Annotated in this window: 33 protein-coding genes; 32 read left to right on the top strand and 1 reads right to left on the bottom strand. The window is 34.2% G+C overall.

Translation table 11 applies throughout. The annotated features are described in order from the left end of the window. The first annotated feature begins 100 nt into the window (after positions 1-100). The 32 genes from O3802_RS03870 to O3802_RS03715 all read left to right on the top strand — a co-directional run bounded on the left by O3802_RS03870 (position 101) and on the right by O3802_RS03715 (position 17,468). Positions 101-766, top strand: coding sequence for an HAD family hydrolase (locus O3802_RS03870; protein WP_371458368.1), 666 nt, complete (start codon positions 101-103; stop codon positions 764-766). A gap of 42 nt (positions 767-808) precedes the next feature. After that, complete coding sequence (locus O3802_RS03865; RefSeq protein WP_371458367.1) at positions 809-1,198, top strand: OsmC family protein; 390 nt, start codon at positions 809-811, stop codon at positions 1,196-1,198. 398 nt (positions 1,199-1,596) lie between these two features. Beyond that, on the top strand, positions 1,597-1,905 hold the full coding sequence (rpsJ, locus tag O3802_RS03860) for a 30S ribosomal protein S10 (protein WP_003147624.1): 309 nt from the start codon (positions 1,597-1,599) through the stop codon (positions 1,903-1,905). Between the two features lie 19 nt (positions 1,906-1,924). After that, positions 1,925-2,587 (top strand): 50S ribosomal protein L3, encoded by a 663-nt coding sequence (gene rplC, locus O3802_RS03855; protein ID WP_371458366.1) that lies wholly within the window; start codon positions 1,925-1,927, stop codon positions 2,585-2,587. 32 nt (positions 2,588-2,619) lie between these two features. Then, positions 2,620-3,243, top strand: coding sequence for a 50S ribosomal protein L4 (rplD, locus tag O3802_RS03850; protein ID WP_004633608.1), 624 nt, complete (start codon positions 2,620-2,622; stop codon positions 3,241-3,243). After that, entirely contained in the window at positions 3,243-3,524 is a 282-nt protein-coding gene (gene rplW, locus O3802_RS03845) for a 50S ribosomal protein L23 (protein WP_004633605.1), read from the top strand. Before rplD ends, rplW begins: the two co-directional genes overlap by 1 nt. Positions 3,525-3,561: 37 nt before the next feature. Further along, the gene (gene rplB, locus O3802_RS03840; RefSeq protein ID WP_371458365.1) at positions 3,562-4,392 is read left to right on the top strand and encodes a 50S ribosomal protein L2; all 831 of its coding nucleotides are present in this window, start codon (positions 3,562-3,564) and stop codon (positions 4,390-4,392) included. Between the two features lie 87 nt (positions 4,393-4,479). Next, positions 4,480-4,758 carry a 30S ribosomal protein S19 gene (gene rpsS, locus O3802_RS03835; RefSeq protein ID WP_004633602.1) on the top strand — a complete coding sequence of 93 codons (279 nt, stop codon included), beginning with the start codon at positions 4,480-4,482 and terminating at the stop codon, positions 4,756-4,758. 33 nt (positions 4,759-4,791) lie between these two features. Further along, positions 4,792-5,127 (top strand): 50S ribosomal protein L22, encoded by a 336-nt coding sequence (gene rplV, locus O3802_RS03830; RefSeq protein WP_003144105.1) that lies wholly within the window; start codon positions 4,792-4,794, stop codon positions 5,125-5,127. Positions 5,128-5,175: 48 nt separating this feature from the next. Next, positions 5,176-5,829: a 30S ribosomal protein S3 gene (gene rpsC / locus O3802_RS03825; protein WP_004633600.1), complete on the top strand. Its 654-nt coding sequence runs from the start codon at positions 5,176-5,178 to the stop codon at positions 5,827-5,829. Between the two features lie 3 nt (positions 5,830-5,832). Further along, entirely contained in the window at positions 5,833-6,258 is a 426-nt protein-coding gene (gene rplP / locus O3802_RS03820) for a 50S ribosomal protein L16 (RefSeq protein ID WP_003147629.1), read from the top strand. Beyond that, positions 6,258-6,467, top strand: coding sequence for a 50S ribosomal protein L29 (gene rpmC, locus O3802_RS03815; RefSeq protein WP_003144404.1), 210 nt, complete (start codon positions 6,258-6,260; stop codon positions 6,465-6,467). The genes rplP and rpmC overlap by 1 nt, the downstream gene beginning before the upstream one ends. A gap of 14 nt (positions 6,468-6,481) precedes the next feature. Continuing rightward, positions 6,482-6,745 (top strand): 30S ribosomal protein S17, encoded by a 264-nt coding sequence (gene rpsQ, locus O3802_RS03810; RefSeq protein ID WP_003144356.1) that lies wholly within the window; start codon positions 6,482-6,484, stop codon positions 6,743-6,745. A gap of 39 nt (positions 6,746-6,784) precedes the next feature. Further along, complete coding sequence (rplN, locus tag O3802_RS03805; RefSeq protein WP_003144098.1) at positions 6,785-7,153, top strand: 50S ribosomal protein L14; 369 nt, start codon at positions 6,785-6,787, stop codon at positions 7,151-7,153. Between the two features lie 35 nt (positions 7,154-7,188). Then, a complete protein-coding gene (gene rplX / locus O3802_RS03800) occupies positions 7,189-7,494 on the top strand; it encodes a 50S ribosomal protein L24 (protein WP_004633598.1) in 306 nt (101 codons plus the stop codon). Positions 7,495-7,525: 31 nt separating this feature from the next. Next, positions 7,526-8,065, top strand: a complete 540-nt coding sequence (rplE, locus tag O3802_RS03795) for a 50S ribosomal protein L5 (protein WP_004633597.1) — start codon at positions 7,526-7,528, stop codon at positions 8,063-8,065. A gap of 21 nt (positions 8,066-8,086) precedes the next feature. Continuing rightward, positions 8,087-8,356 (top strand): 30S ribosomal protein S14, encoded by a 270-nt coding sequence (rpsN, locus tag O3802_RS03790; RefSeq protein WP_003144337.1) that lies wholly within the window; start codon positions 8,087-8,089, stop codon positions 8,354-8,356. 32 nt (positions 8,357-8,388) lie between these two features. Continuing rightward, positions 8,389-8,784: a 30S ribosomal protein S8 gene (rpsH, locus tag O3802_RS03785; RefSeq protein WP_004633596.1), complete on the top strand. Its 396-nt coding sequence runs from the start codon at positions 8,389-8,391 to the stop codon at positions 8,782-8,784. A 24-nt stretch (positions 8,785-8,808) separates the two neighbouring features. Next, a complete protein-coding gene (gene rplF, locus O3802_RS03780; protein ID WP_371458364.1) occupies positions 8,809-9,345 on the top strand; it encodes a 50S ribosomal protein L6 in 537 nt (178 codons plus the stop codon). Between the two features lie 27 nt (positions 9,346-9,372). Further along, positions 9,373-9,729, top strand: coding sequence for a 50S ribosomal protein L18 (gene rplR, locus O3802_RS03775; RefSeq protein ID WP_004633592.1), 357 nt, complete (start codon positions 9,373-9,375; stop codon positions 9,727-9,729). Between the two features lie 20 nt (positions 9,730-9,749). Next, complete coding sequence (rpsE, locus tag O3802_RS03770; protein ID WP_004633591.1) at positions 9,750-10,247, top strand: 30S ribosomal protein S5; 498 nt, start codon at positions 9,750-9,752, stop codon at positions 10,245-10,247. A gap of 16 nt (positions 10,248-10,263) precedes the next feature. Beyond that, positions 10,264-10,440 carry a 50S ribosomal protein L30 gene (rpmD, locus tag O3802_RS03765; protein WP_004633590.1) on the top strand — a complete coding sequence of 59 codons (177 nt, stop codon included), beginning with the start codon at positions 10,264-10,266 and terminating at the stop codon, positions 10,438-10,440. Positions 10,441-10,468: 28 nt separating this feature from the next. Continuing rightward, entirely contained in the window at positions 10,469-10,909 is a 441-nt protein-coding gene (gene rplO / locus O3802_RS03760; protein WP_371458363.1) for a 50S ribosomal protein L15, read from the top strand. Further along, a complete protein-coding gene (gene secY / locus O3802_RS03755; RefSeq protein WP_371458362.1) occupies positions 10,909-12,213 on the top strand; it encodes a preprotein translocase subunit SecY in 1,305 nt (434 codons plus the stop codon). The genes rplO and secY overlap by 1 nt, the downstream gene beginning before the upstream one ends. A gap of 5 nt (positions 12,214-12,218) precedes the next feature. Next, a complete protein-coding gene (locus tag O3802_RS03750; RefSeq protein ID WP_371458459.1) occupies positions 12,219-12,872 on the top strand; it encodes an adenylate kinase in 654 nt (217 codons plus the stop codon). A gap of 15 nt (positions 12,873-12,887) precedes the next feature. Further along, complete coding sequence (infA, locus tag O3802_RS03745) at positions 12,888-13,103, top strand: translation initiation factor IF-1 (protein WP_003144387.1); 216 nt, start codon at positions 12,888-12,890, stop codon at positions 13,101-13,103. A gap of 26 nt (positions 13,104-13,129) precedes the next feature. After that, positions 13,130-13,243 (top strand): 50S ribosomal protein L36, encoded by a 114-nt coding sequence (rpmJ, locus tag O3802_RS03740; RefSeq protein WP_003144208.1) that lies wholly within the window; start codon positions 13,130-13,132, stop codon positions 13,241-13,243. A 22-nt stretch (positions 13,244-13,265) separates the two neighbouring features. Beyond that, entirely contained in the window at positions 13,266-13,631 is a 366-nt protein-coding gene (gene rpsM / locus O3802_RS03735) for a 30S ribosomal protein S13 (protein ID WP_004633585.1), read from the top strand. 25 nt (positions 13,632-13,656) lie between these two features. Next, complete coding sequence (rpsK, locus tag O3802_RS03730; protein ID WP_004633577.1) at positions 13,657-14,046, top strand: 30S ribosomal protein S11; 390 nt, start codon at positions 13,657-13,659, stop codon at positions 14,044-14,046. Between the two features lie 36 nt (positions 14,047-14,082). Beyond that, complete coding sequence (locus tag O3802_RS03725) at positions 14,083-15,024, top strand: DNA-directed RNA polymerase subunit alpha (protein ID WP_004633575.1); 942 nt, start codon at positions 14,083-14,085, stop codon at positions 15,022-15,024. A 21-nt stretch (positions 15,025-15,045) separates the two neighbouring features. After that, positions 15,046-15,414: a 50S ribosomal protein L17 gene (gene rplQ, locus O3802_RS03720; RefSeq protein ID WP_003144119.1), complete on the top strand. Its 369-nt coding sequence runs from the start codon at positions 15,046-15,048 to the stop codon at positions 15,412-15,414. 692 nt (positions 15,415-16,106) lie between these two features. After that, positions 16,107-17,468 (top strand): ATP-binding cassette domain-containing protein, encoded by a 1,362-nt coding sequence (locus O3802_RS03715; RefSeq protein ID WP_371458361.1) that lies wholly within the window; start codon positions 16,107-16,109, stop codon positions 17,466-17,468. A gap of 157 nt (positions 17,469-17,625) precedes the next feature. Here O3802_RS03715 and O3802_RS03710 read toward each other — a convergent pair whose 3' ends face one another. Further along, positions 17,626-19,077 carry a C69 family dipeptidase gene (locus tag O3802_RS03710; RefSeq protein ID WP_371458360.1) on the bottom strand — a complete coding sequence of 484 codons (1,452 nt, stop codon included), beginning with the start codon at positions 19,075-19,077 and terminating at the stop codon, positions 17,626-17,628. Positions 19,078-19,360: the final 283 nt, after the last annotated feature.

Genomic DNA, 19,360 nt, shown 5'->3' with positions numbered 1-19,360 from the left:
TTAATGTTAAGCAACTTTTTATTATATTGCTGGCATATTATTTTGAAAAAATGGATTAGCATTATAAAATATATAGTATATGATTGGAAGGAGAACTATATTGAAAAAACTAGAAGCGGTAATTTTTGATTTTGATGGAACAATAGTGGATACAGAAAAAGTCTACTTTGAGAATATGCGCGATTTAACAAGTGAGATATTAGGGCAAACTCTTGATAAAATGGATTATATTGAGAATGTTTCGGGGACTAATGAAGAAATAAGTAGGCGATATTATAATAAACGATTTGGTATGTCTGATGAGGATTATGATAAGTTTGAAGAGGAAATCACTAGACGTATTATTAAAAATTATCATAATGCACCTGTTTTGCCAGGGATAGCTGAAGTCATGGAATATTTACATGAGATAGGTGTTAAAATGGCGGTAGCATCTAATGGTAAGGAAGAACACATAAGAACAGGGTTGCAAAAAAAGGGATTTGAAAAATATATTGAGGCGATTGCTACAAGAGAAGAAGTAGAGAATCCAAAGCCAGCGTCAGATGTGTATTTATTAGCTGCTAGAAAATTAGGTGTAAAAATAGAAAACTCAATAGCTATTGAAGATTCTAAACCAGGTGCATTAGGGGCAAGTAAATCTGGAGCTACATTAATTTTACAGACCAATGAGATTACAAAGTATATGGACTTTAGTGAAGTTCAATATGCGTATAAAGATGTTGATTTATTAGAAACTATAAAAAATGTAGTAGAAGATAAGTAATATAGAAGAAATTTATAAAAAGATGCTGCGGAGGTATTTTTAATGTATATATCAAATCTAAAAATTAAAGAAGGGTTTACTGCTGATGCTACGACTCCTCTTGGTGGGGAGTATTCTATGAGAATAGAAGAAGGGTTCGATGGACCGATGGACGTTTTTACCGTTGCTTACAACGGGTGTATAAGCATGTGTGCTAAAGGGTATTTTGTCAGAGCCTATGGTCTAACGGACTTGTTGGTGGAGACGGAATTAAAGGTAGACTATGATAATAAAATAATTATAGCTGATGTTTATGTGGATAGAACAGAAGAAGAATTAAGTTTAAAAGATAGAGAAGGTGTATTGGAAAATATTAAATTAAGATGTAAAGTTTCTCATCTTCTGTCTAGTGAACTAAAAATTCAATATAATATATTGCCTTTTAAAAAATAGATTTTTTTAGAAAAAACTTAGAGTGGAAATTCTAGGTTTTTTATTATATCTATGAAAGAAGTTTGTTATGCTTTGTGTGAGAATTTTAAAAATAAAAAGATATAATAGATTTTTTTCTTCTATATTATTATAATATTTCTGAGGTGAAAAATTTCAAGAGGAAAAGCTCTAAAAAATAGAAAACACATTCATTAATTTTTTTTAATTTTTTTCATCAAAACTCTTGCAATATCTAGAATAACAATGTATAATAATGAATGTTGGTCTGTAAAAGACTTGCGTTGAAGCGAAAGGTTACTGACACGCCCGGCCGCTTTGCCATGGCGTGGCGTGCTGGAGAACTTTCGTGGAGAAGTTGCTACTAGATAGCAGCGAATAAATGTATAGGAGGAGAAATGATGGCAAAACAAAAAATTCGTATTCGTCTAAAAGGATATGATCACAGATTAGTGGATCAAAGTGCAGAGAAAATTGTTGAAACTGCAAAACGTTCTGGAGCAAAAGTTTCTGGGCCAATCCCATTACCAACAGAAAAAGCAGTATACACAATTTTACGTTCAGTTCACATTTACAAAGATAGCCGTGAACAATTTGAACAACGTACACACAAACGCCTAATCGATATTATTGAACCAACACAAAAAACAGTTGACGCTTTAATCAGCTTAAACTTACCATCAGGTGTTGACATCGAATTAAAATTATAATTATAGGAGGTGACTTTCGATGACCAAAGGTATCTTAGGAAGAAAAGTAGGTATGACTCAAATCTTCGCTGAAAATGGAGAATTAATTCCAGTAACAGTAGTTGAAGCGAAAGGTAACGTCGTATTACAAAAGAAAACAGAAGAAGTTGAAGGATACAACGCAATCCAATTAGGATTTGATGATAAACGTCCTTACGATAAAAAACGTAAAGATCGTTTAGTAAAAGTTGCGAACAAACCTGAACAAGGTCACGCAGATAAAGCTAACACTGCTCCAAAACGTTTCGTACGCGAAATCAGAGATGCAGATGTAGCTAGTTATGAAGTAGGTCAAGAAGTCCAAGTTGATATTTTTGCAGCAGGGGACTTAGTTGACGTAACAGGAGTAAGTAAAGGTAAAGGATTCCAAGGGGCGATTAAACGTCATGGACAAAGTCGTGGACCAATGGCTCACGGTTCTCGTTACCACCGCCGTCCTGGGTCAATGGGACCTGTAGCACCTAACCGTGTATTCAAAGGTAAAGCATTACCAGGTCAAATGGGTGGAGTTACAGTTACTACTCAAAACTTAGAAATCGTAAGCGTAGACGTAGAAAACGGACTAATCCTAGTTAAAGGATGTATTCCAGGATCTAAGAAAAGCTTCGTAAAAATCCAATCAGCAGTTAAATCTGGTAAATAATCGGAAAATATACGGAAGGAGGAAATTAGATAATGCCACAATTAGATTTATTTAAACAAGACGGTACTAAAGTTGGTGCAGTTGAAGCTAATGATGCAGTATTCGGGATTGAACCAAATCAACACGTTTTATTCCAAGCTGTAACTTTACAAAGAGCATCACTTCGTCAAGGTACACACAAAACAAAAGGACGTTCTGAAGTTTCAGGTGGTGGTCGCAAACCATGGCGTCAAAAAGGAACAGGTCGTGCTCGTCAAGGATCTATCCGTTCACCACAATGGCGTGGAGGTGGAATTGTATTCGGACCTACACCACGTAGCTATAGCTTCAAAATGCCACGTAAAATGCGTCGTTTAGCATTACGTTCTGCTTTATCTTCTAAAGTAGCAGCTAACGAAGTATTTGCATTAGAAACATTAACATTTGATTCAATCAAAACTAAAAACTTTAAAGAAATGTTATCAAACCTTAGCCTAGAGAAAAAAGTATTATTCGTAGTTACTGAACTAGAAGAAAATACTGTTTTATCAGGAAGAAATATTCCAGGAGTTGAATTCGTAGAAACTACTGGACTTAACGTATTAGATATCTTAGGAAGCAACAAAGTTGTATTCACTAAAGATGCATTAGAAAAAGTTGGGGAGGTATTAGCATAATGGAAGCACGCGATATTATCAAACGCCCAGTATTAACTGAAAAAAGTTATTTATTAATGCAAGAAAATAAATACACTTTCCTAGTAGACACACGCGCTCACAAAACTCAAATTAAACAAGCTATCGAAGAAATCTTCGGAGTTAAAGTTGAGAAAGTAAACGTAATGAACTACAAACCAAAATTCCGTCGTGTTGGAAGATACGGTGGATACACTAACAAACGTAGAAAAGCTATCGTTAAGTTAGCAGCAGGACAAACAATCGAAGGATTATTCGCATAGGATAATCGTTAAAACCACTAAGGAGGAAAAATGACAAATGGCAATTAAAGTATACAAAGCTATTACTAATGGTCGTCGTAATATGACTTCATTAGACTTTGCAGAAATTACAACTAACAAACCAGAAAAGTCATTATTAGCGCCGCTACCGAAAAAAGCGGGAAGAAATAACCAAGGTAAAATTACTGTTCGTCACCACGGTGGAGGACATAAAAAACAATACCGTATTATTGACTTCAAGAGAAATAAAGACAATGTACCAGCGAAAGTTGCTACAATCGAGTATGATCCAAACCGTTCAGCAAACATCGCTCTATTACACTATGTAGATGGAGAAAAAAGATACATCATTGCTCCTAAAGAATTACAAGTAGGACAAACCTTAGTATCAGGTGAAACTGTTGATATCAAAGTTGGTAATGCATTACCATTAGCAAACATCCCTGTAGGGACATTAATCCACAACATCGAACTTAAACCTGGGAAAGGTGGACAATTAGTACGTTCAGCTGGAGCAAGTGCTCAAGTACTTGGTAAAGAAGGTAAATACGTACTTGTACGTCTTAAATCAGGAGAAGTAAGAATGATCTTAGCAACTTGTCGTGCTACAATCGGAGAAGTTGGTAACGAACAACACGGATTAGTTAATATCGGTAAAGCCGGTAGAACTCGTTGGTTAGGTAAAAGACCTACTGTACGTGGATCTGTAATGAACCCGAACGATCACCCACACGGTGGTGGAGAAGGACGTACTTCAATCGGACGTAAATCACCAATGTCACCATGGGGTAAACCTACACTTGGTAAGAAAACTCGTTCTAAAAAAGCTCGTTCAAACAAATTCATCGTACGTGCTAGAAACAAATAATAAAACGAAACAAAGGTCGGCTGGTGAGGAGCAAGTGCTCTTTACCACAACCTTAAGTATGCAAAGTATCGGAAAGGAGATAACACAATGGCTCGTAGTTTAAAAAAAGGACCATTCGCTGATCACCACTTATTAGCAAAAGTTGAAAAAATGAGCGAACAAGAGAAAAAACAAGTAATCAAAACTTGGTCTCGTCGTTCGACAATCTTCCCAACATTCATAGGACTTACTTTTGCAGTATATGACGGAAGAAAACATGTACCTGTATATGTGACTGAAGATATGGTAGGACACAAATTAGGTGAATTCGCACCAACAAGAACTTACAAAGGTCACGCAGCAGACGACAGAAAAACAAGAAGATAATAATTTAGAAATAAAAATCAAGGAGGCACATTCATGGAGTCAAAAGCAATCGCTAAGACAGTCCGCATCGCTCCTCGTAAAGTAAGACTAGTATTAGACTTAGTACGTGGAAAAAAAGTGGGCGAAGCATTAGGAATTTTAGAATTCACAACTAAATCAGCTTCTTTACCAGTAGCTAAAGTAATTAAATCAGCTGCTGCTAACGCTGAACATAACTATGGAATGAATGTAGAAGACTTAGTAGTATCACAAGCATTTGCAAATGAAGGACCAACTCTTAAAAGATTCCGTCCAAGAGCAAAAGGTGCTGCAAGTTCAATTAACAAAAGAACAAGTCACATCACTATCGTTTTAAGTGACAACAAATAATAAAAATTAAGAATTATAAGCTAAACTAATTAAAGGAGGCTACAAACTGTGGGTCAAAAAGTACATCCAATAGGCTTACGTGTTGGAGTTATTCGTGATTGGGATTCAAAATGGTATGCTGAAAAAGATTTCGCAACTAACCTACACGAAGATTTCAAAATCCGTGAGTTCATCAGTAAACAATTAAAAGATGCTTCAGTTTCTAAAGTTGAAATTGAAAGATTTGATAAGAAAGTAAATATTTCAGTACACACTGGTAAACCAGGTATGGTAATCGGTAAAGGTGGATCTGAAATCGATAAATTAAGATTAGAATTAAACAAATTAACTGGAAAAAGAGTACACATTAATGTAGTTGAAATCAAAAAAGTTGATATCGACGCTAAATTAGTAGCTGAAAACATTGCTCGTCAATTAGAAGCTCGTGTATCATTCCGTCGTGCTCAAAAACAAGCTATCCAAAGAGCTATGAGAGCAGGAGCTAAAGGAATCAAAACTCAAGTATCAGGTCGTCTAGGTGGAGCAGATATCGCTCGTGCAGAACACTACTCAGAAGGTTCAGTGCCTCTACACACATTAAGAGCAGACATCGACTACGCTCACGAAGAAGCAGATACAACTTATGGTAAACTTGGAGTTAAAGTTTGGATTAACCGTGGTGAAGTATTACCAACTAAGAAATCTGAAAAAGGAGGTAACTAATTTATGTTAATGCCTAAACGTGTTAAATATCGTCGTCAACACAGACAATCAACAAAAGGTAAATCTAAAGGCGGAAATGTAGTAGATTTCGGTGAATATGGTTTACAAGCTACTACTGCAGCAAGAGTTACTTCTCGCCAAATCGAAGCTGCGCGTATAGCGATGACTCGTTATATGAAACGTGGTGGTAAAGTTTGGATCAAGATCTTCCCTCACATGCCTTACACTAAAAAACCATTAGAAGTTCGTATGGGATCTGGTAAAGGTGCAGTTGAAGGATGGGTTGCAATCGTTAAACCAGGTAGAGTGATGTTCGAAGTTGCTGGAGTAAGTGAAGAAGTTGCACGTGAAGCTCTAAGACTTGCATCTCACAAGTTACCTGTTAAATGTAAATTTGTAAAACGTGAAGAAACAGGTGGTGAAGCATAATGAAAACAAATGAATTCAAATCAATGATTAGAGAATTAACTTCACAAGAGTTAGAAACAAAAATCAAAGAATTAAAAGAAGAGCTTTTCAACTTACGCTTCCAATTGGCAACTGGTCAATTAGAAAATACAGCTCGTATTAGTCAAGTTAGAAAATCAATCGCTCGTATGAAAACTGTTATTCGCGAAAGAGAATTAGCGAATAAATAATATAGGAGGCAAACATGACTGAGAGAAATGATAGAAAAGTTTACGTTGGAAAAGTAGTTTCAGATAAAATGGATAAAACTATCACAGTTTTAGTTGAAACTTACAAAAAACACCCTCTATACGGTAAACGTGTAAAATATTCTAAAAAATTCAAAGCACATGATGAAAACAATGTTGCTAAATTAAATGATATCGTTAAAATAATGGAAACTCGTCCATTATCTGCAACTAAAAACTTCCGTTTAGTAGAAGTAGTAGAAGAAGCAGTTATAATCTAAGAAAACTAGGATAAACCCTAAGAAGGAGGCAAAAAGCGCATGATTCAACAAGAAACACGCTTAAAAGTGGCTGATAACTCAGGAGCAAAAGAAGTTTTAACAATTAAAGTTCTAGGTGGTTCAGGACGTAAAGTTGCTAACATTGGTGACGTAATTGTATGTTCTGTTAAGAAAGCAACACCAGGAGGAGTTGTTAAAAAAGGTGAAGTAGTTAAAGCCGTAATCGTTCGTACAAAAACAGGAGCTCGTCGTAACGACGGTTCATATATTAAATTTGATGAAAATGCTTGTGTAATTATCCGTGATGATAAGAGCCCACGTGGTACACGTATTTTCGGACCAGTTGCTCGTGAATTAAGAGACGGTAACTACATGAAAATCGTATCACTAGCTCCAGAAGTATTATAATAAAAAAGTACAGTAAAGAAGGAGGTTAACAAGAAATGTTCATTAAAAAAGGTGATAAAGTTGTAGTAATTACTGGTAAAGACAAAGGTAAAGTTGGAACAGTAATCGAAGCACAACCTAAAAAAGATCGTGTTGTTGTAGAAGGTGTTAACATCATTAAAAAACATGTTAAAAATTCACAAGATGCACCTCAAGGTGGAATCGTTGAGAAAGAAGCAGCAATTCACGTATCAAACGTAATGTTACAAGATCCTGAAACTGGAAAAGCAACAAGAGTACGTTTCGAAGAAAAAGATGGTAAGAAAGTACGTATCGCTGTAAAATCAGGAAAAGAAATATAATAATAGTTGAAGAAAGGAGGCACTATTTTAGATGGCTCGTTTAGAAGATAAATTTAAATCTGAGATAACAAAAGAATTAATGACAAAATTTGAGTACAGCAGTGTAATGCAAGTACCAAAAATTGAAAAAATCGTAATTAACATGGGTGTAGGTGATGCAGTTCAAAACTCTAAAGCCCTAGATAACGCAGTAGCTGAATTAGCTTTAATTTCTGGTCAAAAACCATTAGTAACAAGAGCTAAAAAATCAATCGCTACTTATAGACTTCGTGAAGGTATGCCTATCGGTGCAAAAGTTACTTTACGTGGAGAAAGAATGTATGAATTCTTCGATAAATTAGTAACAGTAGCACTTCCACGTGTACGTGACTTCCACGGTGTTTCTAAAAAAGCATTCGATGGTCGTGGTAACTACACATTAGGTGTTAAAGAACAATTAATTTTCCCTGAAATTGATTATGATAAAGTAAGTAAAGTACGTGGTATGGACATCGTAATAGTAACTACAGCTAACACAGATGAAGAAGCTCGTGAGTTATTAGCACAATGTGGAATGCCATTCGCAAAATAAGAAAGGTGAGGTAACTAACACATGGCTAAAAAAGCAATGGTAGAGCGTGAATTAAAACGCCAAAAATTAGTTGATAAATATGCAGCTAAAAGAGCGGAATTAAAAGCTAAAGGTGATTACATCGGACTTAGCAAACTTCCTAAAAACTCAGCTCCAGCTCGTTTACACAATCGTTGTAGCATAACTGGACGTCCTCACGGATACATTGGGAAATTTGGTATCAGCCGTATTAAATTCCGTGAATTAGCTTACAAAGGACAAATTCCTGGAGTTAAAAAAGCAAGTTGGTAATATATTAGTAGAAGAAAGGAGGATTTATCCTAATGACAATGACAGATCCTATCGCAGATATGCTAACACGTATTCGTAATGCTAACATGGTTAAGCACGAATCATTAGAACTACCTGCGTCAAATATTAAAAAGCAAATTGCAGAAATATTAAAACAAGAAGGTTTTATCAGCGATGTAGAATACATTGAAGATAACAAACAAGGAAAATTAAAACTTACTCTTAAATACTCAAAAGGTGAAAGAGTTATTAAAGGAATTAAAAGAATTTCTAAACCTGGATTACGTGTTTATGCTAAAGCAGATGAACTGCCAAGAGTATTAAACGGTCTAGGAATAGCAATCGTTTCAACTTCAAATGGAGTTGTAACTGATAAAGTTGCTCGTAAAAACAATACAGGTGGAGAAGTATTAGCTTACATCTGGTAATATTTATAAGGAGGTGCCAATTAAATGTCACGTATAGGTAATAAAGTTATTACAATACCTGCAGGTGTTGAAGTTAAGTTAGACGATAACTTCGCAACAGTAAAAGGACCTAAAGGTGAATTAAAACAACAATTTGACAAAGACATGACTTTCAACGTTGAAGGTAACGAAATCACAGTAGTACGTCCATCAGACTCTAAACGTCATCGTACAGTACACGGAACAACTCGTGCTATTTTAGCAAACATGATAGAAGGTGTTTCAACTGGATTCAAAAAAGAGCTTGAATTAATCGGGGTTGGGTACCGTGCTCAAATGCAAGGTAAAAAATTAGTACTAAACGTTGGATACTCTCATCCAGTTGAATTTGAAGAAATTGATGGAATTAAATTAGGTGTTGAAGGAAACACTAAAGTTAGTATCGAAGGTATTAACAAAGAAGTAGTAGGACAATATGCAGCGAAAGTTCGTGCAGTACGTCCACCAGAACCTTATAAAGGTAAAGGTATTCGCTATGTTGGTGAATATGTACGCCGTAAAGAAGGAAAAACTGGTAAATAATAGATAACAGAAAGGAGTGTTTCAAATATGATTACGAAACTTGATAAAAATAAAGTTCGTAAAAAAAGACACGCAAGAGTACGTGTTAAAGTTCAAGGGACTCCAGAAGTTCCGCGTTTAAACGTATACCGTTCAAACACAAATATTTACGCACAAATTATTGATGACACTAAAGGTGTTACATTAGCACAAGCTTCTTCATTAAAACTTGAAAATGTTTCTAAATCAAGTGTAGAAGCAGCTAAAGAAGTTGGTAAATTAATCGCAGAAGTAGCTAAAGAAAAAGGAATTGAGAAAGTTGTTTTCGACCGTGGAGGATACTTATATCACGGACGTGTTAAAGCATTAGCTGAAGCAGCACGTGAAAACGGACTTGTATTCTAATAAAGGAGGGAAATAAGTAGATGCGTCAAGAAGAAATCAAAAAAGAATTTGAAGAACGCGTAGTTGCCATTCGTCGTGTAGCTAAAGTTGTTAAAGGTGGACGTCGTTTCCGTTTCTCTGCTTTAGTAGTAGTAGGTGACAAAAATGGTCGCGTAGGAGTTGGTACTGGTAAAGCTCAAGAGGTACCAGATGCAATCAAAAAAGCAGTAGAAGCTGCAAAACACAACTTAATTACTGTACCAGTAGTTAACGGAACAATACCTCACGAAATCATCGGACAATTCGGAGCAGGTTCAGTATTAATTAAACCAGCTGCGCCTGGTACAGGGGTTATCGCTGGTGGACCAGTTCGTGCCGTATTAGAATTAGCAGGTATTTCAAATATCTTATCAAAATCTCTAGGTTCAAACACACCAGTAAACATGGTTCGTGCTACACTTGAAGGATTAACAAGATTACAAACAGTAGAACACGTAGCAGCTTTACGTGGTAAATCTGTAGAAGAATTATTAGGATAAGAGGAGGGAAAAGAATATGACATTAAAAGTAACCCTAACTCGTAGTACTATTGGTCGTCCAAAGAATCAAAGAAAAGTTGTTGAAGCTCTTGGTCTTAAAAAAATGAACCAAACAGTAGAACACAAAGATAACGCTGCGATTCGCGGAATGATTAATAAAGTTTCACACTTAGTAACAGTAGAAGAAAAATAATTATTAATACAAGGAGGTGCTAGTCTAAATGAAATTACATGAATTACAACCAGTTGAAGGTTCTCGTAAAGAACGTAACAGAGTAGGTCGTGGGATTGGATCAGGAAATGGTAAAACTTCAGGACGTGGTCAAAAAGGACAAAAAGCACGTAGTGGTGGTGGAGTTCGCCCAGGATTTGAAGGTGGACAAAACCCATTATTCAGACGTATTCCAAAACGTGGATTTAACAACGTAAACAGAAAAGAATTTGCAGTTGTAAATCTTACAGATTTAAACAAATTCGAAGATGGTACTGTAGTATCACCTGCTCTATTAGTAGAAACAAAAGTTATCAAGAAAGAACTTTCAGGTGTTAAAGTATTAGCTAACGGTAGTTTAGAGAAAAAATTAACTGTACAAGCTCATAAATTCTCATCTTCAGCAAAAGAAGCTATTGAAGCCGCTGGAGGAGTTTGCGAGGTGCTATAATGTTTAGTGCAACGCTTAATCTATTTCGAGTAAAAGAAACTCGTAACAAAATATTATTTACCTTATTCGGTATATTTTTATTCCGTATAGGTTCATATTTACCGATACCAGGGGTAGATGCAGACGTGCTTAAAGCACAAGATTCATCTGGATTATTCGGAATATTTAATACATTTGCAGGAGGAGCATTACAACAGTTTTCTGTGTTTGCTATGGGTATCATGCCATACATCACAGCATCTATCGTAATTCAACTTATGCAAATGGATGTTATTCCTACATTAACTGAGTGGTCAAAACAAGGTGAAGTAGGACAAAAGAAAACACAAAAATTAACAAGAGTATTAGCAATCGTATTAGCATTTATTCAATCACTAGTTATGTCTTATGGATTTAATAATGCTTATAAAGGATTGATTAAAGATACTTCAGTTCTTGGATTTATAACAGTAGCCATTGTATTAACAGCAGGAACTGCGTTACTACTTTGGTTAGGAGATCAAATTTCACAATATGGTGTAGGTAATGGTGTATCAATTATTATCTTAGCTGGTATCATCGCGCGTATGCCAACGGAATTTCTTCAAATTTATGAATCACAAATTAAAGATGCAGAAAACTTAACTTTAGCTATTTTGAAAATAGTTGTAGTAGGAATTGTTGTTATAGGTATTGTAGCTGCAGTTGTATATATGCAAGAAGCTATTCGTAAAATTCCTATTCAATACTCACAAGCAAGAGCTGGACGCAGAATGTTAGGAGCTCGTTCAACATTCTTACCATTGCGAGTTAACAGCGCAGGGGTAATTCCAGTAATCTTTGCTATCGCATTCTTACAATTACCAAGAACAATTGCGATATTCGCACCAAATAATGAAAAACTACAAAAAATTGTAGCGTATTTTGATTTCAGTCATTGGATTGGGTTAACTTTATACGTAGCATTAATTATAGCATTCTGTTATTTCTACGTAATGGTGCAAGTAAATCCTGAAAAAATGGCAGATAACTTAAGAAAACAAGGAAGTTTTGTTCCAGGGGTTAGACCAGGTAAAAAAACTGAACAATACATTACAGGTATTTTATACAGACTAACGTTTGTAGGTTCAATATTCCTAGCAGCTGTTTCGGTTCTTCCAACAATATTCACTAATTTAGCAAAATTACCAGCATCTGTACACATAGGTGGTACAAGTTTAATAATTGTTGTCAGTGTAGCACTAGAGACAGTTAAACAACTTAATACACAATTAACAGAAAGAAACTATAGAAGTTTTATAACTGGAAAAAAAGGTGGTAAATAATCATGATGAATATTATTTTAATGGGATTACCAGGAGCGGGGAAAGGTACTCAAGCAGAGCAAATTAAAGAGAATTATCCAATTCCGCACATCTCAACAGGAGATATGTTTAGAGCTGCTATTAAAAATGAGACACCGCTTGGAAAAGAAGCTAAAAGTTATATTGATAAAGGACAACTTGTTCCTGACAGTGTAACTATAGGATTAGTTGAAGAAAGATTGAATCAAGAAGATGCAAAAGAAGGCTTTTTACTTGACGGTTTTCCAAGAACAGTAGAACAAGCTGAAGCCCTTGATCAAATTTTAGCGAAAACTAATAGAAAAATCGATAAAGTATTAAATATCGATGTAGATCCGGCTATCTTGTTACCTCGTTTAACAGGTAGAAGAATCTGTAAACAATGTGGAACTACTTACCACTTAATCTTCAATCCAACAAAAGTTGAAGGTGTTTGCGATAAAGATGGTGGAGAGTTATATCAAAGAAGTGACGACAACGAAGAAACAGTTGCTAATCGCTTAGAAGTTAATATTAAACAAACAAAACCGTTATTAGAATTTTATAGCCAAAAAGAAGGTGTAGTTGAAAATATTAACGGTGACCAAGACATCAAAGTAGTTTTCCAAGATGTAAAACAAATATTAGATAAACTAAAATAATCAGGGAGGAAAAGTATGGCAAAAGATGTCATTGAAGTAGAAGGTTTAGTAGTAGAAAACTTGCCGAATGCAATGTTTAAAGTAGAATTAGAAAATGGTCATATTATTTTAGCTCATGTTTCTGGAAAAATCAGAATGAATTATATAAGAATTTTACCAGGTGATAAAGTTACAGTAGAAATGAGTCCGTATGACCTGACAAAAGGTAGAATAACTTATAGATTCAAGTAAGTTATAAACTCAAGGAGGAAATAACGATGAAAGTAAGACCATCAGTAAAAAAAATCTGTGACAAATGTAAAGTAATTCGTCGTGGTGGTAAAGTATTAGTGATTTGCGAAAACGCAAAACATAAACAAAAACAAGGATAATTAATTAGGAGGTGCAAACTTAATGGCACGTATAGCAGGAGTTGATATTCCTCGTGAAAAACGAGTTGTTATATCATTAACTTATGTATATGGTATAGGTTTAAAAACTGCTCAAAAAATCTTAAAAGAAGCAGGAGTTTCTGAAGATATAAGAGTAAAAGACTTATCAGGTGAACAACTAGATAAAATTCGTGAAATCGTAGATAACTACAAAACAGAAGGTGACCTTCGTCGTGAAGTTTCATTAAACATCAAACGTCTAATGGAAATCGGATGTTACAGAGGTATTCGTCACCGTCGTGGACTTCCAGTAAGAGGGCAAAATACTAAGAACAACTCTCGTACTCGTAAAGGTCCTAAGAAAACAGTTGCGAACAAGAAAAAATAATTAGGATAGGAGGAGAAACACAACTATGGCTCGTAAACAACAATCACGTAAACGTCGTGTGAAAAAAAATATACAAAACGGTATAGCTCACATTCGTTCTACATTCAATAACTCAATAGTAACAATAACAGATGAACATGGTAATGCAGTATCATGGTCAAGTGCAGGAGCACTAGGATTCAAAGGTTCTAGAAAATCTACTCCATTCGCAGCACAAATGGCAAGTGAAGCAGCAGCTAAACAAGCTATGGAACACGGAATGAGATATGTAGATGTAACAGTAAAAGGTCCAGGTGCAGGACGTGAAGCAGCTATCCGTGCATTACAATCTGCAGGACTAGAAGTTACATCAATCAAAGACGTAACTCCAGTTCCTCACAATGGATGTCGCCCACCTAAACGTCGTCGTGTATAATAATTTGCATACACTAAATTTAGGAGGTTTAACATAATGTTAGCAATAGAAAAACCAAAAATTCAAATCATTGAAGAATCATCAGATAAAAGATTTGGTCGCTTTGTAGTAGAACCACTAGAACGTGGTTATGGAACTACATTAGGTAATTCATTGAGAAGAATGTTAATCTCATCATTACCAGGAGCAGCAGCAAGAAGCATCGATATCGAAGGAGTTCAACATGAATTCCAAGCCATTAAAGGTGTGGTAGAAGATGTTACTGAAATTATTATGAATGTTAAAAACATTGCGTTTATTATTCATTCAGAAGAAGAAAAAGTATTATCAATTAATGTAAAAGGTCCAGCAGTTGTAACAGCAGCTGATATCGCTATCGATTCTGATGTAGAAGTAGTTAATGTTGATCAACACATTGCTACAGTAGCAGAAGGTGGACACTTTGAAATGCTTATTTATGTAGGTACTGGACGAGGATTTGTACCAGCAGATGGAAACAAACGTCGTGATTTACCAATCGGTGTTATTCCAATTGATTCAATTTATACACCAGTATCTAAAGTAAACTACACTGTAGAAAAAACTAGGGTAGGACAAAGTACAGATTTTGATAAACTTATCTTAGATGTTACTACAAATGGTACAATTTCAGCTAACGATGCTTTGGCATTAGCATCAAAAATTTTAATTTCTCATTTAGAATTATTTATGGAAATGTCAGAACAAGCAAAAGCTGCTGATATATTAGTAGCTAAAGAAGAAGATAACAAAGTTCAAATGTTAGAAATGACAATTGAAGAACTTGATTTATCAGTACGTAGTTATAACTGTCTAAAACGTGCAGGAATTAACACAGTACAAGAATTAGCTAGCAAAACAGAACAAGAAATGATTAAAGTAAGAAACCTAGGTCGTAAATCTCTAGAAGAAGTAAAAATTAAACTTCAAGAATTAGAACTAGGATTTAAAGATGAATAAAACTAACAAGGAGGCACACTAATGGGTTACAGAAAATTAGGACGTACATCAGCTCATCGTAAAGCGATGTTAAGAAACTTAGTAACTGCTCTACTAGTACACGGTAGAATTGAAACAACTGTTACAAGAGCGAAAGAAGTTCGTTCATTAGCAGAAAAAATGATTACATTAGGTAAAAAAGGTGATCTAGCAGCAAGACGTAATGCAGCTAAATTCATCCAACCTGTTGCAGTAGCAACTGAAGAAGGTAAGAGTCAATTAGCTCTTAAAAAATTATTTGAAGAAGTAGCACCTAAATATGCTGACCGTAATGGTGGATACACTCGTATCTTACGCGTTGGACCACGTAAAGGTGATGGTGCAGAAACAGCTATTATAGAATTAGTTTAATAAAAATTTTTCATACAACAATAACATACTACATACACAACTAAACAACACATACAACAATATTTAAACTAATTTTTTTGGCAAAAGAGTGCTTGAAATGCGTAGTAAAAGGCTACGTCGTCTAGCTCTATATGTATCCCAACTTATCGGGGTTGGGATATCCTTTTGTCCCTTTGAAAAAATTAATCTAATTATACTTTAAAAGATTACCAGGCAAGGTAGTCTTTTTTATTTTGCACGTTTGGATTTCTAGTGCCAAAGGCACGACGAAATCCTTACGTACAAAATACGCACAGTTGCTCCAAGAACGCAGTGATTGGTAAGCAACCACTGCGAAGTGACAAAGTAGAATTTGAAATTATGAAATATAAAACGTTAGGTACAACGTACGCAAGGACGTACCAAGAAGCAAGACGTTAGTCGCAGATGATTGGATTACGTCTACTGCGAAATAACGTTAAGATTTCTAGTGTTGATGACACGTAGAAATCATTACGTGCAAAATACGCAAAAGAAACTAAATTTCTAAGGAATGAAGAGATGAGAGAACTTATCAGTTTTAACAGCAAAGTTATATTTTTTAAATCTCAAATTTCAAAGAAAAGGTAATTTTAAAATTATAAATAATCTTGAATGAAAAAATTAATTAATGTATAATTATAAAAAAGCTCTTATATAAGGGGTGATTAGTAGTGATATTACATATTAAAAACAGAGAATTAGAACGTCATGGAAAACTTTTATGTAAAATAAAAAATATAAGTCTAAATGAAGGAGATATTGTAGGAATAATAGGGAAAAATGGTTCCGGGAAAACATCATTATTAAAAGAAATATATGAAGATATTCAAAATGATAAACGAAACAAAGGAAGTGTAGAGTTTCTTCAATTTAATGAAAATCTTAATTTAGATAAAAGTGGCGGCGAAATGGTAGTTCAAAAGATATTAGAACACTTTGCAAATGATAAGGGAATATATTTGTTAGATGAGCCGACAACATATTTAGATAGTGCTAATGTTAATAAAATAGTGAACTTAATAAATAAAAAAAACTCTACATTTTGTATAGCAACGCATGACAGAAGTTTCCTAGAAAAAGTTTGTACTAAATTGTGGATTATAGAGCAAGGAGAACTAGTAGAGTTTAACGGAAATTACACGGAGTATAAAGAGCAAAAAGAAATAAAGATTAGTGAATATAACTCAGAGTTAAAAAAATATCAAAAAGAAACTCGTAAAATACGTGATACTATCCGTAATATGAAAGAAGAACAACAAGGGAAAACTTTAGGAAAGCCAAAAAATATGATGGCCTCGGATTATCGTATTATAGGAACGAAGACTAAGATCACGCAAAATCAGAAGAAAATGCAGAAAAATATTCTGAAACAAGAAGAAAAATTAAATTCATTGTCTAAACCTAAAAAGATTGAAGAGGAATACGATATATCATTTTTAAACATATTTAATAAAAGAAGTAAGAGAAGTTTTTATATAGAAGAAAAAGAGTTCTTTATTAATGGAAAATGCTTATGGATGACTACCAATCTCTCGTTTAGTAGTGGTGATAAAGTAATGTTAGTAGGAAAAAATGGTTCAGGAAAAACTACATTTCTTAATTATATAAAAGAGCAGATTCCTAACAATTTTAAAGTAGCTTACTTTGAACAAAATAATTTAGAAATTTTTGAAAAAGAGGAAACAGTATTAAACTTTATAAGAAACATAACAGATATAGAAGAAAAAGAGTTGCGTAATATACTTGCCTTACTTAATTTTAGAGGAACAGATATTAACAAAAAAGTGAGTGTTCTCAGCAACGGCGAAAAAGTAAAGCTATATTTTATAAGCCTTCTTTTCCAAGAAACAGATGTTTTGTTGTTGGATGAACTTACAAATTTTTTAGATATTGTAACTATAGAGGCTGTAGAAAAAATACTTTCTAAATATCCTGGGATTCTTATTATGATCAGTCATGATAGTCAATTTGTAAAGAATGTTGCGACAAAGGTAATAGAGCTTAACTCTAAAGAAATACTAAGGTTTAGATAATTTTTAAATTTAATTTTCAAGAAGAGTGATGAGAAAATTTTAATTCTTAATTGTTAATAATATTTTTTTCATGATATTTAATGGCTTGCTAATATTAGCAAGCCATTCTCCTTTTAAGAACCATATGATTTATTATCATATGGCTCTTTTGATATATTTATGCATCAGATCTTGAGAATTTGTTTTTCATATTGCAACTTGCAGTATAAAGTGCTTTATCTAATAAATCATCTGTTTGAACTTTAAGTTCATCCGCGATGTTTTCGTTGGCTTTTTCTAAGAAATCTTTAGCATTATCTTTAGAAATTTTTTCGGCAATAAATTTTTCATCATATTTATTTATTAACGCTGTTGATTGCGATTGAACTTTTAGTTGATAACGCTCAATATGAGAAGCAGTATCAGCAAAATGAGCATCGCATAAAGCTGCGATTAGGCGATTAGTCCAATAGAAGTTTTCTGTAGTTACTTGATTTGTAGTGTTAGCTAGATAATCAGGTGTGCGATTGATATTAGTGTAAAATGGAACTATAGCATTGAAAACACAAGAACCAATAGCTAACCATTGAAGGCATTTAAGTTCATCTGGCATATATGGTCTAATTTGCACAAGCCCTAAAAAGTTTGTACGATTAATTCCGATTGGGCGAAGAGTTCCTTTCTTCACTGAATGAATATCTTTTGAATATGAATCATATTCTGTTCCTTGATAATGGTGAGATAAGGCATATTTAATATCTTCAACTGTTATTTTTTTCTCTGGAATACGCGCCCAAGGAAGGTTATCAGAATCTGGACGATAATCAGCATTTATTCCATCATATGTATTTGATGTTGGATTGAAATAACGTTGAAGTATCCAAGCACGCGGTGTATTGTAAGTGTGGTCAGCATCACTACGACTACCAAATGTATGACGAGGGTTAAAGTCACCATCAATAGATAAATCTAGATGATATTTTTTAACAAAGTCTAGTAAATCAGCTGAACACATAAATTCTTTTTTAGCTCCAAATGCATCGTCAAAATCAAACTTATCAATACCAAGTTGATTTGGCATAATAACATAGCTATCATCTGGAACACGACGTGCCATCCAGTGATGTCCTCCGATAGTTTCTAACCACCAAATTTCATCTTCATCTTGGAAGGCAATACCGTTCATCTCATAAGTTCCGTATTTCTCAAGAAGATTACCTAAAAAAGTAACTCCCTCACGAGCGCTTGCGATATACGGCATTACTATAGTATAGATATCTTCTTCCCCAATTCCACAGTCTACCAAAGGATCAGCACCTAAAACACGTTCATTTGAAGTAATAGTTTCAGTTGCACTCATAGAAACGTTGTATTCATTAGCTCCACATTGCCCCCAAATACCATTATCTAAAATAGCATTAGGAACAGCAGTATAGCGAACTGGATTGTTAGGTAAGTCGATTTCTACTTTAGAAATAACTGATTTATATTTACGTGGTTGTTCTTCAGGCGCTACATTAACGAATTTTTTCGCTCTAAAAACTCCAGATGGTGCATCTTCAGTACGAGCAACCATAGTAGAACCATCAAAACTAGCATTTTTTCCGACAAGAATAGTTGTACATCCCATAATATTTCTCCTCCTATTTGTATGTTGATTGATATTTATTTAATGATAATATTATTTATGTAACGTATTTTAATGTAATTCTTGTGATATTCCCCCTTATAACCTAAATACTTCTATTTTTATTGTAGTACTAATAAATATTTTATTCAAGAAATAAGAGGTTGGATAATAAAAAACTTAATTATTTAAAGAATATGAAACAGCGAATGGCTTTGAGTAGATAACAGCTTTTTAATATTATTATAATTACTAGTTACTAATATAATAAAATATTAAGGCTGAT

Source organism: Gemella sp. 27098_8_92 (assembly GCF_041433685.1).
In the GTDB taxonomy this organism is placed as follows: domain Bacteria; phylum Bacillota; class Bacilli; order Staphylococcales; family Gemellaceae; genus Gemella.
This window is presented reverse-complemented; position numbering and strand designations above follow the sequence as displayed.